14 protein-coding genes are annotated in these 14461 nt (G+C 60.9%); 8 read left to right on the top strand and 6 right to left on the bottom strand.

All coding sequences use genetic code 11. The features are described from left to right. The first annotated feature begins 221 nt into the window (after positions 1–221). Positions 222–1097 carry a helix-turn-helix domain-containing protein gene (locus VKZ50_05890; protein HLJ59245.1) on the top strand — a complete coding sequence of 292 codons (876 nt, stop codon included), beginning with the start codon at positions 222–224 and terminating at the stop codon, positions 1095–1097. Between the two features lie 3554 nt (positions 1098–4651). On the opposite strand, the gene VKZ50_05885 is transcribed toward VKZ50_05890, so the two are convergent. Next, positions 4652–4993 carry a hypothetical protein gene (locus tag VKZ50_05885; GenBank protein HLJ59244.1) on the bottom strand — a complete coding sequence of 114 codons (342 nt, stop codon included), beginning with the start codon at positions 4991–4993 and terminating at the stop codon, positions 4652–4654. A gap of 329 nt (positions 4994–5322) precedes the next feature. Between VKZ50_05885 and VKZ50_05880 the strand changes: the two genes are divergently transcribed. From VKZ50_05880 to VKZ50_05860, 5 genes are all read left to right on the top strand, one after another. After that, positions 5323–5583, top strand: coding sequence for a hypothetical protein (locus tag VKZ50_05880; GenBank protein HLJ59243.1), 261 nt, complete (start codon positions 5323–5325; stop codon positions 5581–5583). A 113-nt stretch (positions 5584–5696) separates the two neighbouring features. Further along, a complete protein-coding gene (locus tag VKZ50_05875) occupies positions 5697–6815 on the top strand; it encodes an AI-2E family transporter (protein ID HLJ59242.1) in 1119 nt (372 codons plus the stop codon). 378 nt (positions 6816–7193) lie between these two features. Next, positions 7194–7574 carry a hypothetical protein gene (locus VKZ50_05870; GenBank protein HLJ59241.1) on the top strand — a complete coding sequence of 127 codons (381 nt, stop codon included), beginning with the start codon at positions 7194–7196 and terminating at the stop codon, positions 7572–7574. Positions 7575–7704: 130 nt separating this feature from the next. Then, on the top strand, positions 7705–8343 hold the full coding sequence (locus VKZ50_05865; protein HLJ59240.1) for a hypothetical protein: 639 nt from the start codon (positions 7705–7707) through the stop codon (positions 8341–8343). Between the two features lie 41 nt (positions 8344–8384). Beyond that, entirely contained in the window at positions 8385–8660 is a 276-nt protein-coding gene (locus VKZ50_05860) for a hypothetical protein (protein ID HLJ59239.1), read from the top strand. Positions 8661–9802: 1142 nt separating this feature from the next. Here VKZ50_05860 and VKZ50_05855 read toward each other — a convergent pair. Continuing rightward, a complete protein-coding gene (locus tag VKZ50_05855; GenBank protein HLJ59238.1) occupies positions 9803–10027 on the bottom strand; it encodes a hypothetical protein in 225 nt (74 codons plus the stop codon). 343 nt (positions 10028–10370) lie between these two features. Between VKZ50_05855 and VKZ50_05850 the strand changes: the two genes are divergently transcribed. Both VKZ50_05850 and VKZ50_05845 read left to right on the top strand, forming a co-directional pair. Beyond that, the gene (locus VKZ50_05850; GenBank protein ID HLJ59237.1) at positions 10371–10520 is read left to right on the top strand and encodes a lmo0937 family membrane protein; all 150 of its coding nucleotides are present in this window, start codon (positions 10371–10373) and stop codon (positions 10518–10520) included. Positions 10521–10573: 53 nt separating this feature from the next. Further along, positions 10574–10792, top strand: coding sequence for a CsbD family protein (locus VKZ50_05845; GenBank protein ID HLJ59236.1), 219 nt, complete (start codon positions 10574–10576; stop codon positions 10790–10792). 371 nt (positions 10793–11163) lie between these two features. On the opposite strand, the gene VKZ50_05840 is transcribed toward VKZ50_05845, so the two are convergent. From VKZ50_05840 to VKZ50_05825, 4 genes are all read right to left on the bottom strand, one after another. Continuing rightward, on the bottom strand, positions 11164–12537 hold the full coding sequence (locus tag VKZ50_05840) for an IS1182 family transposase (GenBank protein HLJ59235.1): 1374 nt from the start codon (positions 12535–12537) through the stop codon (positions 11164–11166). A gap of 104 nt (positions 12538–12641) precedes the next feature. After that, complete coding sequence (locus VKZ50_05835) at positions 12642–13031, bottom strand: hypothetical protein (protein HLJ59234.1); 390 nt, start codon at positions 13029–13031, stop codon at positions 12642–12644. Next, complete coding sequence (locus VKZ50_05830; protein ID HLJ59233.1) at positions 13019–13315, bottom strand: hypothetical protein; 297 nt, start codon at positions 13313–13315, stop codon at positions 13019–13021. The genes VKZ50_05835 and VKZ50_05830 overlap by 13 nt, the downstream gene beginning before the upstream one ends. A 15-nt stretch (positions 13316–13330) precedes the next feature. Continuing rightward, positions 13331–14380: an IS1634 family transposase gene (locus VKZ50_05825; protein ID HLJ59232.1), complete on the bottom strand. Its 1050-nt coding sequence runs from the start codon at positions 14378–14380 to the stop codon at positions 13331–13333. Between the last annotated feature and the right edge of the window lie 81 nt (positions 14381–14461).

The raw sequence follows: 14461 nt of genomic DNA, 5'->3' as shown, positions 1-14461 counted from the left end.
CTTTCCCTCCAGGCAAGAGCTCATCAAGACCATCTTGCGTGCCATCGCCGAGTACAATGTCGATGCCAAACCGTTCGCGTGGACCTACACGGGAGATCCGCTCCGTGTTATGTAACCGTACTTTCAGGACGCTACACTAGTGCTCCGCCAATTTGGTTTGGCGCAGGTGGGATGATGGGGGGCAACCGGACGCCCCATACGTCGCTGCAGCGGAGGCCCCCATGCACCCGCTCACCCTTCGTCGCATGCGCCCCAGCGAACAGCGCCAGCTCCAGGCCAAGCTCCGGACCCGCACGCTGCCCATGCGCTTGTACCAGCGCTACCAGATCATCGCCGGAGCGGCGCGGGGGCGCACCGTCCCCGTCATTGCCGATCGGCTGAGCTGCCACGCGCAAACCGTGTACCAGTGGATTCACCGCTTCAACACCTCCGGGTTCGAGACGTTCGAGCGGCCGACGAACCCGTGGGGCCGGGAGCCGATTCTCCTCGGCCCGCAGATCCGGGAGCTCGTCAAAGTCGCCCTCAGTCGCCCGGCCGATCTGGGGCTGCCGTTTACCGAGTGGTCCACGGGCAAGCTCACCGCGTACTGCAAGCACCGGGGCCTCTTGCCGCCGATCACGGATGAGTGGGTCCGGCGGGTGTTGCGGCGGGAAGGGGTGACGCCCCAGCGGCTCAAGACCTGGAAAGCGTGGCCCGATCCGGCGTTCGAAGCAAAAAACGCGCATCCTCCGTCTCTACGAGCGGCGGCCGCGGGGCGGAGCGGGGATCTGTTTCGACGAGTGGGGCCGCTGGAACTGCACCCGATCCCCCGGGTCGGGCTGGCGCGGGTGGGCCACCCCCGCCGCCAGCGGGCCACGTACCGCCGCACGCAGGGGACCGAGCAATTCCTGGGCGTCTATGACGTGCACGGCGATTGTCGGATGGGCACGTGCCGGCGCCGGAAGACGGCGCGGGATGTCTTGGCCGCCTTCCGGCGGCTGCGCGCCTGCTACGCAGCGGATCACCGTCGTCCCCCAGCCGACGTATGCGAGCTGGTTGAATCTTATCGAGTCGCACCTCGGCACGATGCGCCGGTTCACCGTGGCCGGGTCGGATGATCCCACGCATCTGGTCCGCCGTCGTCGCATCAGCCGGTACCTCACGTGGCGCAACCACCGGACGGGCAGCACCACCTGCCCGCTGTACCTATTCCGATCAATCAAATTGAACCGGCACTAGCCTGACAATCAGACAATGCGAAAGGAACACGTGCATGCCGAACACACCAGCTATAATAACAACGACCTGGGTCCCGCGGACCTCACTCGACTCTGGAGCACGTATTTGGGGCTGAAAGAGCCCGTTGGACCTCGCGGGCACTTCGGCGATCTTCGGGCTTTCGGCGATGGCCTCATCCGTCTGCGAGGTCTCCTCGGAGGGATCGCGGGCTGGTTTGGAAGGAGCGCCCGGTATCGCTTCCTCGGGTCTGAGAAACGTAGCAAGGCGGGCCGCGCAAGGTCTCGCAACCTCAACTCCCGCGCGGGCTGTTGTTCGGGGCACGGTAGCTAGCAAGTTGCTAGTGTCCTGAGTCGAAAGTTGATTCCATAATTCTGAACCCCGAGGTGGTGATAATACAAGCGAATCTCACCAGACCATGTTAGCGGATCTCTGATTCAGGACACTAGATGCTCGCGCAATTGGATTCAGGGTTGGGCGAACCCCGGACAGCCTACGCCGTCCGCCCAGCTTCAAGCGGCGACCAACCACGGAGCCCGGAATCTTCGATCCGCGGCGTCGGGCGCAGTCTCCAATGCGCTTGGCGCGGTGAGCCGCCTGGAGAATTTCACTCCGTCCCGTCCGTCACGTCCCAACCCCGCCGATCCGTTCTCTCCCACCGTACCCGAGGGATTGTGGCGGAAGGCGATCCGACCCCGCGATGCGCGACATGGGACGATGTCGAAACCGCCTGGGACAGTGCGGAGACCTCGGAGCAGCCTATCGGAGTGTTTGCTCGGACGATCCGTTGTGCACCCGATCCAGGTAGTGATGTCGCCGAAGGGTGGGGACGGGCCCGGGAATTCGTGACGGGGGCGCTGCTCACAATGACCGACTCCGAGAAACGGACAATCGCTTTCGCGCTGGGTGTCACGGTGAACGGCACGAACCTGATGACGTTGAAAACTTCGACCACGAGAACAAGGTGGAAGGAACGACGATGAGCCCTATCGGTCAGTGGTCCCCGGTTCCGAGTCCGTTTCGGGACCCAAAGTATCTCGACAGCATCTTGAACGCGATGCATCTCGGTGCTCCACGGTACGGCGCAACGGACATCGCGCATCTACCCGTGTCCCCTAGCACGATGCTGAGCCCAGACGCGTATCGGCGGACGTCCGCGCCTGGTGTGGGATCGTCCCCGAAGGCGGCCGGGGCTACCTCGTCGAGCTTCGCGTCTCCCCAGATCAACGCCGCGGCCCCACCGGCGGCTGCGGCGAGTATCCTCCGGGGCAGATCAACGGCATGTCCTAGCAGGCGGCCGGGTACTCCCCACAGCAGGCGTGGGCTGCGAACAACTCGCGGGGTGGATACAACCAGTCCGTCTGCAACACCATGATGGCGAACGGTGGGCCCGGTGGGCAGATGGGTGTGGGTTCGTCCGGTGCTTCTGGCCTTGGTTCCGGAGCAAGCCCGAACCAGAACCAGATTCCAGGAGAGGTGCGCATTGGCGTGGGTGCTCTGGATCCCGGTGCCGGCTATCGCGGGGCATAAGGGCGCAGCCTAAACGCACGTTCAAAGGGTGGGGCGATCGGACCCCACCCCGTTGCATTTGCAATAGCAATTCTCGAGGTGGCCGGGCGTGAGCGAATCAACTGAACGGTTTTGGTGCTTCGATGCGAAATGGTTGCGACACCGAAACGCCATAGCGGACGATTCACCCTCTGCTTGTGGATCTCCAGGATTCACGCGGAGTATCGTTCGTGACGTGCGACCATGTGCTGGATGTGCTGGACGCCAAGGACCCGGAGGTGTTGGTGCTCGGGTGGATCGGAACGTCGCTTGTAACCAGACCAACGAAAGGCCGTGGGCGTGGTCTCCCGGACCGAACGTGCCCGGGGTCCGAGGGAGAGGAAACGTGCGATCGTTCGGTCCGAGCGGTCAATGCCAAGTTCTGTGCGTTCCACGCCATGCAGGCTGGCCGGGACCGACACCGCCGGCACAATGGGAAACGGGTCGGTCGGGAACGACAAAGAGGTCTTCTCTAGGCCGTGCTGGATACGGGCTAGCAAGGGGTCCGGACTACCAACCCCGGCATCTTTGGGACTCCCGCACGGTCCAGAGGCCAAAATCGGCCAATTCCGAGATCATTATAGACCGGCCGCAGACGACCTTCTCCAAGGGGGCACCGATGCCGAATTTGCTCTCTGGCAAGGAGTGGATCTGACGGAGTTTCAAACCCCCATTGTTGGATAGGAAGAATATGCAATCTCCAGACTGCCTTGTCGGCGGGGTGGGTGATGGCTCGCGCCGTGGCAAGAACGACAGCATCGATGCCACAGTCATTCATAGGTGACGTGTACACGATACTGTGGGGAGCGTTCATTGTGGCTCCTATCCTGTCGGGCGTCGACAAGTAGCGGGGTGCACCGGTGCATACATCTTCGCCTCACGATAGATTGGGGCCCTCGGTTTTTCTCTGCGATGTCGGTCCACTCGACGACGTAACCCTCGTCACCGTTGTAGGGGAACTTGACGGGGAAACAGCCCATGTATTCGCAGAGGCGCTAGCGTATGCGATGACGTATGGCTTGCCTATTGTGCTGGAGTGCTCACATCTAACTTCCATTGACGCATTCGGGTTTCGCCCACTACTGGACTATCGGCATCGTTTGCCGCGCATCGCTCTCGCCGGTGTTGATCGGGCTGCGCGAAGTGTCCTAGAAGCCTTGAACCTTCAGACGGCGTTTTCGATATACGACAAGCTTGATATCGTCACTCCCGACCACCTGTCACCCCCACGCCTCCCCTCCCGAAGCGCATACGCCAGTCGTCCCAAACCAACGATGCAGTTTCGAGCCCATGGGAGGTCGCCAGCGAGGGAGAACAAATTCCGCAATGACTAAACAGTGAACACGTGCGCGCCAAGGAGCAGCGTCGCATCGTTCTGCTCGGGGGCAAACCTCACGGTGAGACACAACCAATAGATGCAAGGTCGGTGGGGACCCGCCATTATATGCCGTATGGCTTGGAGTCAGCGCACTAGGTCTCCCCAGTCCACCGCGAACCCGTGCTCTCGGAGGACGTTAGCCACTTCGCGCCGAGCATGACGCCCCACTCCGTCGGATAGATCACTCCGGGTTCGATCTTGCAGAATTGCCGGAGTGCCGCAAGGGTCGCACTCGTGAGTTTCAGCCCGTGGTGAGAACGATAACTGTCTATCCCGCGTTCGATGCGAGTGTACTGCCAACGAGACTTGGTGCGCGTCCCGAAAGCGAGAATGACGTGCGGGCAATCATCGGGTGAGCCACAGTAGGGGCAGCGCATACATATTGGCTACCCCGTGTTTGGTATTGGACTCCTGCCGAACATCCCACACGAACACTCGCATGACGCGCGATGAAAGAAACAGGCCGACTCCCGCTTGAAGCAAGAGTCGGCCCCGGTCCCTTACGAACGCCTACTTGTTCTTCGCGCCCATATTCATTTGGATTGCGTTCAGCAGATCGTTGTTGGACTGCCATAGCATGTGCACCATGTTGGCCAACTCGCTGATCTGCTTCATCATGGCCTTTTCCGTTGGCGTCATCGGCATCTGCATGGTCGAGTTCATGTCGGTCTGCATTTGCGTATACATCATGCCCATTTGGTTTAGGTTCGCCTTTTCCTTATCCAGCAACTTCTGCGCTTCCGCTGGATTCGGTCCTTGTTGCTGTGCCAAGCCAATCGAGAGCCCACCAAGTGCGATCGTACACACAAACCCGATCATAACCCCCAAGGCCACGAGCTGGAGCTTCTTCACCGATTTGACCCCCTTCGATGGATCAGTGGAATGACGTACCTTACACTGCAACGGCGGTTTTCCCATTTTTGAACACCGCAAACCCCTTTCGGGGACCCTGACAGGTAGCGACAAAAATTAACACGCTGCTGCTATCCCGTGTTCGGAGCAAGACGGTGTAGTCGTCTATCCGTGCCCGCTCCCGACCATCGCCGGGCGCGCGCTCTCTCTATCGCTCGTGCTCGGCAGATTAGACACCGGCCACACGCACTAACCGAATCGGGAGTGTTTGAAGGCGTGCCGGTAGGGTACAGGTACATTACTGATCGAGACCAGAAAGGGGTGCATAAATGGAGAACGCGGAGAAACTGCGTGATGGGGTATCCAGTCTGAAGCCAAAGGAACACGAACTGACCAAGGCCATCGAGGCAATTACGGCCCCGATTCCTTCAAGCGCGTACCTAGGTGTCGCTGTTGCCGCCATGGGGGTGTCGTTGATGCTCATGCTCTCAGGACGGAAGGATGCAGCGCAGTTCATCGGACACTGGGCCCCGGCGATTCTCATCATGGGGCTGTACAACAAGCTGGTGAAACAACTCGGCAGCGACTAGCACGCGTCCGATGATCGAGCCAACCCCGGTGGCAGACGAGGTTAGGGAATCGTGGCGACCAGCATAGCGGTTACGGGCGATGTGGCACGGGTCACGGTGCGGGGGATGACAGTGTGACACAGAGGCAATGGATCGGCGCAACGGCTACGGTCCTCGCCGTCGTTGCTCTTGCGGGGGCCCTCGCCTGGGTCGTGCGCGAGACTGCCGAGATTCTTGTGCTCTTGCTTGTATCCGCCATCCTCGCGACCGGCTTCGCACCGCTTGTGGGAATCGTGGAGCAGTGGCGGATCCTAGGAAGACTCCAACCCTCTCGTGGAATCGCCATCTTGGTCCTGTATTTAGCGCTGTTTGCCGTCATTGCGCTCGTCTCTGCCATGATTATTATGCCGGCCGTTGGCGAAAGCGCCAGATTGCTCGAGCAAGCGCCGCAACTGGCTGCGCACGCTCGAAACTGGCTAGCGGCCGTCAGACTTCATCGCCCGTGGATTCCCGATTTGGCCGGCACCGTTGATCACCTTACGTTACAGACCGCGAACGCTGCGACACTGGGAACGGGCGCTGCCGTGGTGGCGCTCCGGTTGGTGGGCGGCGTAGTAACCGTCATTACTATGCTCGTGGTCGCTTTCTATATGTTGCTTGAAGGAACCGCGATCAGGACTGCATTTCTCATGCTGGTTCCTCACAAGGAACGTCCTCGGGTGGGCCTACTTCTTCATCGCATCGGTATGAAGTTCGGTGGGTGGCTTCGCGGGCAGTTGCTGCTCGCTGTGCTCGTGGCCGTCCCAGTTTCCCTTGTTCTTCTGGTTATCGGCGTACCCTATCCATTTCTGATTGGAGTGATTGCCGGGATCGGGGAACTCATTCCCCTCGTTGGGCTCACCCTTGCCTGCATCGTCGCGGTTCTCGTGACCCTTGGACAACCCACCTGGCACTTGCTTACCGTGGCCGTATTCTTCGTCGTTGCGATGAATGTGGAGTCGCATATCATGATCCCTCGACTCATGTCCCGCGTCCTCGGGCTCTCACCGCTCCTAACGATCGTCGCGTTGCTCGTCGGCGTGAAACTGATGGGACTCCTTGGTGGACTGCTGGCACTTCCCGTTGCCGCCGCGGTGCAGGTGATCGTCGAGGAAGTTATCCACGAGATCAATCTTCCCGTTGCCCCGGTTCTGCCAGCCGAACTCAATGAAGAGGTAGCCGGGCTGCCGAAGACGAGCTCGGCCGTGCGGTGAATAGCAACTAGAACCAACCGTGCCGGACCATCTGTCCCAACACCATGTGTTCTCATTGGCCAGCACGGGGCGAAAATGCCACGCACTCGTGGTTTTCTGGGAGGAATCACGTGGAGATTGACCTGACGCGGCTTCAAACTTCGTTCGTTCATCTTGGGTCAGCACTCAACGAGGCACGGGAGGCACTACGGTGGCGTTCTGTTGCTACCGTCCGCATTCGCGGGATGAATGGCGTAAGTGACATGCCTCTGTCGTGGGCGGTTGCCGGGCTCGCGGGGCTGATTATCGCGACTATGGTCCTGCCGGCTCGACCGAAGGTTCGACAGCTTGACGTCGTAGCATCCGATTCGACTGAATGGCCCCATAGGAGGGACGTCGATGTCTAATATTGCCGATGTCAGTCTCGCGATCATCGCCGCCACCTGTCTCATTGCTGTCGCGGTGATGCTAACGATCCTCGTCATCGCTTGGCGCATCGCGATGCGTATCCATGCTCTGTTGTCGGTCGCGGATCACGCCTTGCCGAATCTCGTAACGAATCTCCGGACCGTGTCCGGCCGCGTTCAGGACGCCCTCGAGACCGTTGCGAAGACCCATGCACTGCTTCTGTCGGGCATCGCACGACTCGAGAACGCCACACGCCACCTCATCCGAGACGTCCTGCAACCGACCGTGGCATCGGGTGTTGGCGTGCTTGCCGCGTTCAGGGAAGGATGTCGTTGGATTCGACCACGCGCGCGACCACATCGCGGCACGTGACCCGGGTCATGGAGCATGGAGCACCTCACGGCTCGTCGCGGTCCAACCGATGATAGCTCATGGTGATCCTTCAAGCCCTACTCGTGTTCGTGCTCCAATCGACGAACCGGATCGTCACGACGGCGCTCGGGTGGGCAACCGTACTGCTCTTCGGACGGATACCGCAGCAGCGCCAAATCTATCTGTATTGGTCGTGTTCGGATCGATCGTGTGGGCGATCATCGTCGCCGGGATCGCGTGGCCCCCGATCGCGACCTTCATGTTGGCGTTCGTCCGCATTCCGCGGTGGGTCGACGATAACTGGGTGCGCTTGGCCATGCAGGCTGGCGCAACGACCATTCCGCTGCTAGTAGGAAGCGCCACGTTGTTGCTCCATGACCCCTGGCTTCGGCCGACCGACGTGGCATCGAAATGGCAAACCGCCTTGAACGGATATCGCTTCGCAGCAGGCATCGCCTTGACCCTCATCGTCACCGTGTTCATGGCACCGGCGTTGCAAGTGCGAAACCTCCTCCGTCAGTGGCCAACCCGACATTTCCCCATCGTCATGCGAACGGTTGACTATGCGACTCAGGTTGGGGACATTCAGCATGAGTTGGAATCAGTTGGGCTACATGTTCACCGGACTCCCACAAGCGTTTTGCTACCGGTTCCGACCATCCTGCTCACGTTCTTTGTCGGCGGCATATTTGAACGCCTGGTCACCAGCGACCTTGCCACCGTCGCATCGCGCGATCTTGATATTGTGCTCCACCCCTTGATCTGGTGATCAACGGACATCCGACTGCCGTCATGCGAGTTCAGGCAACAATGACGGAACGCTTGCCGTCTACGAATGCGTACTTGACGTGGACGAAGGGCGGCAATGAAATCGAGGACCGCATCAAAGCGGCTTGGCGCAACGCGTCGAATACGCAGGGCGAAAGTGCCGCTCTCAAGACCGATGTGGCCCTGGACCAGATCCAGCAAAACCTCAACGCTAGCAGTGTGTCCTTTGAGGAATGGGGGGTCCTGCTGCGTGTGGTGTTGTTGACGCAGCGCCGGGCCTCTCGCCGCCCGCAAGTTCTCAAGCAAACCTGGCAATAAGGAGTGCCTAACAATAGCCTTTCATCCATGGATGGCAACGGGCTAGAGAAACGTTGCCCAGCCAGGCACGTCGCTACCTAACTCTCGGCCGTCCTATGCTTGCTCTACACCAGCAATCGAGATTCCCTCCAACGCTTGTGTTGCCTCTTTTTCAACCTCGTCCTTCGTTGGCTGTTAACACCCTCGCGCTACACCTTACCGAACACGTCTGCCTGTCGTCCGTTCGGATATCTGATAAGTCTCCACAACCAACGACCGCCGAGATGCTCGTCAACTACCGCCGTTGCCGTCCACTCCCCAAATTCACGCATCATTGAAGCCCTCTCGTTCGCTCCCGATCTCGCCCTCTTGATACCCTTGAGCCTCAAGAGTATTCTCATTTGGACCCTCGCTAAGGGGCTAGGGACGGTGAGGGCTTACAGCGTTGCTTTTTCGCCTGCAAGGTTTCGGCTTGGCCGATTGATCCGTGTTCGCCTACCATTCTTCATCATTCTCGCCCGTCGATGCGGGAACGAAAATCTAAGGGGTCCGCAGGGAATCCTTGCGCCTGGTCCTTCTGATCTCTGCGACCCTCTCGATCATCGCTAAGACACACTCGTATGCCCTCCAGGCGAGAAACAACGTCGCTACGATAGCGACGCTCGCCCCGATACGAGATACGATCGAGCTAGTCCACAAGACAGTCACGATCACCAAGAGAGCCAACACGACCAGTGCGGACCGAACAATCCTCATCCACTTTCCTGTACTGGCAATCAACGGCATGAGCTTCCTCGCGCAAGGCGCGTCATGACTCTCGGACATCAGACACTAAATGGTGTTCCCTTATCTACCCTGCTCAACCGCGGGTGCCCGAGGCTATGCATCCTCGTCGAATGCCATACCTTCTTGACTGATATGCGTGTCCGCCACATACGTAGCTGAAAAATGGTTCTTCAGGCAAAATCGGGAAACCCGGCAAAATGGGGAGTGGTCATGACGGCAAGGTCTTTAGCCTGGTGGTGTGTAGTTATAAGGCTTTCCCGTTTTTACCGGATGAACCTGAAAAATACTCTGGCTTTACGCCATCTGAGAGGAGGTGAAAACCTGAACTGGAGTTGCCGGTTCCGTGGAGGGTGTGGCGTTACGCTACCATGGTCTGGTTAGGCCACTTTGTCTCGTACTCCGCTGGGGAGAGATGCCCGAGGGCGGATGGTCGGCGGGTGAGGATTGTACCACCCCACGATGTAGTCGAACAGCGCTCTTCGTGTGGCACCGCGGCTCAGGAACGCTCCGCGTCGCAGCAACTGGGTCTCGATCGTGGCAAAGAACGCGCCGGCGATTACTTTGTCGTGGGCGTCGTCGGCGTTGCGCATCGATGGGACCACGCTGGCCTCCCGGCACCGCCGCTCGGAAACGGGTAAAATCAAGCTTAACACATGCCACATGCCGGGAGTGCCCCGCGGCTTGCCGCGTATCTCGGTTCATTCGTCAGACGAAGCCAGTTCGGTCTTACCCACTGTGACCGGCGCAAAACCGTGTGGCGTTCCTCGGCCGATCTCGGCTAGGAGTCGTGCTGCATTCGGGACCGTGATGCACTGGCTGGGGTCGGCTCGGATGCGAACGCGGTTACTTGTGGCCCAATCAATATCGGACGTTTGCAGCGTATTTGAGTGGGCAAACACGTGGTGCGGGCGAAGGTGCCAGACGCCGAGCGGAGGGAGGTCGATCATGCTGTGGGCGCTGTTCGTTCTTCTGTTGGTTCTGTGGTTAGGCGGTTTTAGCCTGCACGTTGCCGGCGGGCTGATTCACCTGCTCTTGGTCGTCGCATTGATCGTACTCGTATACAATTTGCTAACGGCCCGACGCACAGTTGTTTGACGAATGCTCGGCGAGCACGGCGTGGCGAGACATTTTCAAACAGGAGGCTAAGGATGAACAGGGACCAGTTGAAGGGGAAGTGGCGGCAGTTGCGGGGACACGTCAAAAAGCAGTGGGGCAAGCTGACGGACGACGATCTTGAACAGGTCGAGGGCGACTATGATAAACTTCTCGGGAAAATTCAGGAGCGCTATGGCATTGCGCGCGAAGAGGCAGAGCGGCGACTAAAGGAGTTCGACCATGAGAATGCGGCTCGAGGCGCGATGCCGTAATTAGAACGCGTCCAGACTGGCAGCGTACCAGGTCGCGGAGGTGCGCCCGGTTCCACTCGCAAATGTGTGGGATCGAACGCGCCCGCGTTTCTGCGCGCAGATCCGTACAGCGCAACGCGCGCGTCCAGTATTTGGACGAACATTACACAGGCGCCCAGGCGGTCGGGGTCTCTACCGCGCACCGCTGATAGCTTGACCGCCGTGCCAAAAGAATAGCTATGTTTAACCGCGAGGACGCAACGGAATCTCTCGTCGACGTCCGCGACCGCTAGGTGTGTGTCCGAGAAATGACATGGAACAGGCTTAGAGAGGGCGGCGAGACAGCTGGTGCTGCCGGAACAGAGATGGTGCCGGGCATTTCCTGCCTCCCTTTATGCTATTGCCGTTCTCATCAGTCCCTGCAGCTGCGGTCGTGCTTGAAACAATCGACAGATGTTGTGCGCGAGCGTCACCAACGTCCATTCGCCTTTCACTTTCCACACCCCGCGCAATCGGAACCGGTCAAACCCGCGGGCCGCTTTGATGTGGCCGAGCACCGGCTCCACGATCGCCTTGCGACGACTGTACACCTTCCGTCCGGCTATGGTGCGCAGCTTGCGTTGCATGCGCTCCTTGCTCGAGCAGTGCTGGGGAATCCGCCCGCGCGGGGCAGGCTCCGGGACCTGCGTGTGCTTGTCTTTCCGGACGGCGACGTAGAGGTCGATGCCCCGGACGGACTTGGCGGTGACATTCGCTTCACTGAAGTAGCCCGCGTCGGCCGTCAGGCGGCGTGGCCGATGCCCGGTCGTCTGCTTGATGGCCGTCACCATCGGCCCCAGGTGACAAGCGTCTGCGGGCTGCGCCGTCACATCGGTGGCGACAATGAGCTGGTGCGTCGCGTCCACGGCGGCCTGGGCATTGTAGCCTTGGATGAACGCGCCATCGGCATTCCGCACGATACACGACTGCGGATCCGTAAAATTGTACTGCGCTTGGTCCGGCGGGGTTTCTCGGGGCGGCTTGGGAGGACGACCGGTGGGCGCTGGCGGATCCTCGCGGCGCTGGGCCCGCTCGGCCTCGGCGCGCGCTTTGGCCTCCGCTTCCAACGCGGCTTTGGCCTCGCGGATCTTCCGCAGGCGATCTTCCCGGCGGCGCAGCTCGGCCGGCAGTTCGTCCCCGCGGACGTCGCGGCCGTACCGCCGATCCTCCTCCGCGTCGGTGGCGACGGCCTGTTTCAGCATCGCCGCCACTTCCGCCGCCAGCCGGGCTTCTTCCGTTTTCATCCGGCCATAGCTCATCGCCTTATGCTTGCTCGCGTTCGCCCTCAGCTTCGTGCTGTCCAGGGCCACGTGACCCAGTTTCACCAGCCCCGCCTTGCGGGCGAGCTGCAGCGTTTGCTCAAACAAGCCGGTCACCGTGTTGAGGTGGCGGAGGCGGAAATCGCTGATCGTCCGAAAGTCGGGCGCGTTGCCGGCGGCCAGGACCCGGAAGGCGACATCTTCCTCCACGTGCCGGGCGATGCGCCGCGAGCTGTACACGCCCGTGCAGTAGCCATACACCAGGAGCTTCACCATCATCGCCGGGTGGTATGGTGGGGCCCCGCGCGCCTCGTCCTCGTAGGCCGACTCGATGGCGCTCAGGTCGAAGCTGTCCACCAGATCGCTCACGAAATAGGCCAGGTGGTCGTCCGGGAGCCAGTCGTGCAGCGACGGCGGCAGCAGGAGGAGTTGATTCGGATGGTACGGGCGATATTCTTTGTCCGGCATGGGAAGAAATTCCACTTTCGCATACTAAAGTCCTGTCCGAATGTCATTTCTCGGACACACACCTAGCCCAAGTTCCGCAGTGGGAGGGCAAAAACCCTTATTTTTCAAAAAAAGGGGGCCCATTCTTCACTACACTGGGACCGCCTCGAGGTGCGTGGGGGGCTGAGTCCGAGCTGTTGGAGCAGGACGGCTTGGTGTTCGGTCGGGCGGCTCACGCAGCGTTTGCGGAGCGCGAGGGCGGTGCGGGTTGGGAGCACCACGCCGACGAGACGAATCGCTTGGACCTCGGTGAACACCTTCCGCGGCTCATTGCCCAGCCCGACGGCATGACACCAGCGTCCCAGGGTCTTCCACAGCACGTAGGCGAGGAAGCACACGAGGATGTGCGCCTGCACGCGAGCTTCCTTTTGATGCCAGATCGGCCGGAGCTGCAGGTCGGATTTTTGAATCCGGAACGCCGTTTCCGCGTCGGTGAGGTGGATTACGCGGTCCACCGATCTTCTGCGGTCCAGGTGACGAGATTACTGCGCAGCACGTAGCACCCTTCGCTGAGCCGGGACCAGTCGCGCCACGCCCATGATGTCGTCCACTGCACGGTTGCGGCGCTACGCGGATCCGTGCCGACCTCGACCGCAAACAGTTTGGCCGCACGGGAGTTTTGGCCCAGCAGACGCCCAACGCGTTGCGCGATCGCCACGGACGAGTGGGGGCGTTTCTGGCACGCCGCCGCGAGTTTCTCCAACCCCTCGGTGATGCGGTGTTCGAACCGGTCATGCATGGCCCGTTCCTTCGCCTACCGCGCCATGCTCCGACACAGGACGAAGACTTCATCGCCGTCGGGCCCGGCACAGATCTGGGCCTCGACGCCATCCTGGACCTGGTTCCAAGCGGCGCTCGCTACTTCTCGCTCGAACCGGCGCAGCAGCGTCTTCGGCGTGCCCACGATGTACCGCCGGCCGTGCGCTTTGAGCCAGCGAATGTGCTCCTCGCTTACCAGGCCGCGATCCAGCACCCAGATCCGGTCGGCGTGGCCGTACCGCGCCTCCATGGTGGTGACGATCTCGCGCAATGTCGTCACGTCGGCCTTGTTGCCGGCGAACAGCTCATAGCCCAGCGGCAGACCGTCCCGCGTGACCACGAGGGCCAAATTGACTTGCTTGCAGTCGGGCCGGTGGTCGCGCGAATAGCCCCGCTGCGCTTGCGGGTTCTGCGCGGCGTCCCCTTCGAAGTAGGTCGAGGTCACATCGTAGAGCAGCAGGTCGTACTGGACCTGGAACAATTCACCGAGCCGTGCTTCCAGATGCTGCTCCAGCGCGGCTTTGTGCGGGCGCAGGCGGTCGAGCGCGCGATAGAGCCGATCTTCATTGACCTTGGCCGCCGGCACGCCCAACACATCCGCGAGCGCGCTGCCCTCGTAGACGTGCTCGGCCAAATGCAGTTCGCTGCTGGGCGCGCACAAGCGGCCCAGCACGAGCACCATCGCCATCGCCGGCCACGGGATGTCGGCGCCGTCGGTCGGCGGCGTCTCGGCGAGGAAGCGGGGCAGTTCCAACCGTTGGAGCAGTGTGTAGCCGAGCCACGGACCGCCGAAGTCGCGGGTCCGTTCCACGCGCACGCGGGTGAGATCCACGTCGACCCACTCGGGCATGGTGGTGTCGTACAGCGACTGTTGCTGCGCGGGCGGTCCCTCGACCGGCAGTGCCATGCGGCCGTGTTCGTCGACATCCCCGAGATGGGCGACGACACGCTGTCGCGGCCCCCGCGCGGTGCGATAGGATTCCACCAGCGCCCAATACCCGTAGCGCTTCCCGTTCAGCGTCCGAGAGCAGCGCCGTACGTACATCGCTGCCCTGATCATACAAAGCGCGCGAACTGTTGCAAAGAGGGGTTTTCTTCACTACATGGCAATAGCGACCCATCACAG

It is taken from the genome of bacterium (assembly GCA_035295165.1).
In the GTDB taxonomy this organism is placed as follows: domain Bacteria; phylum Sysuimicrobiota; class Sysuimicrobiia; order Sysuimicrobiales; family Segetimicrobiaceae; genus JAJPIA01.
This window is presented reverse-complemented; position numbering and strand designations above follow the sequence as displayed.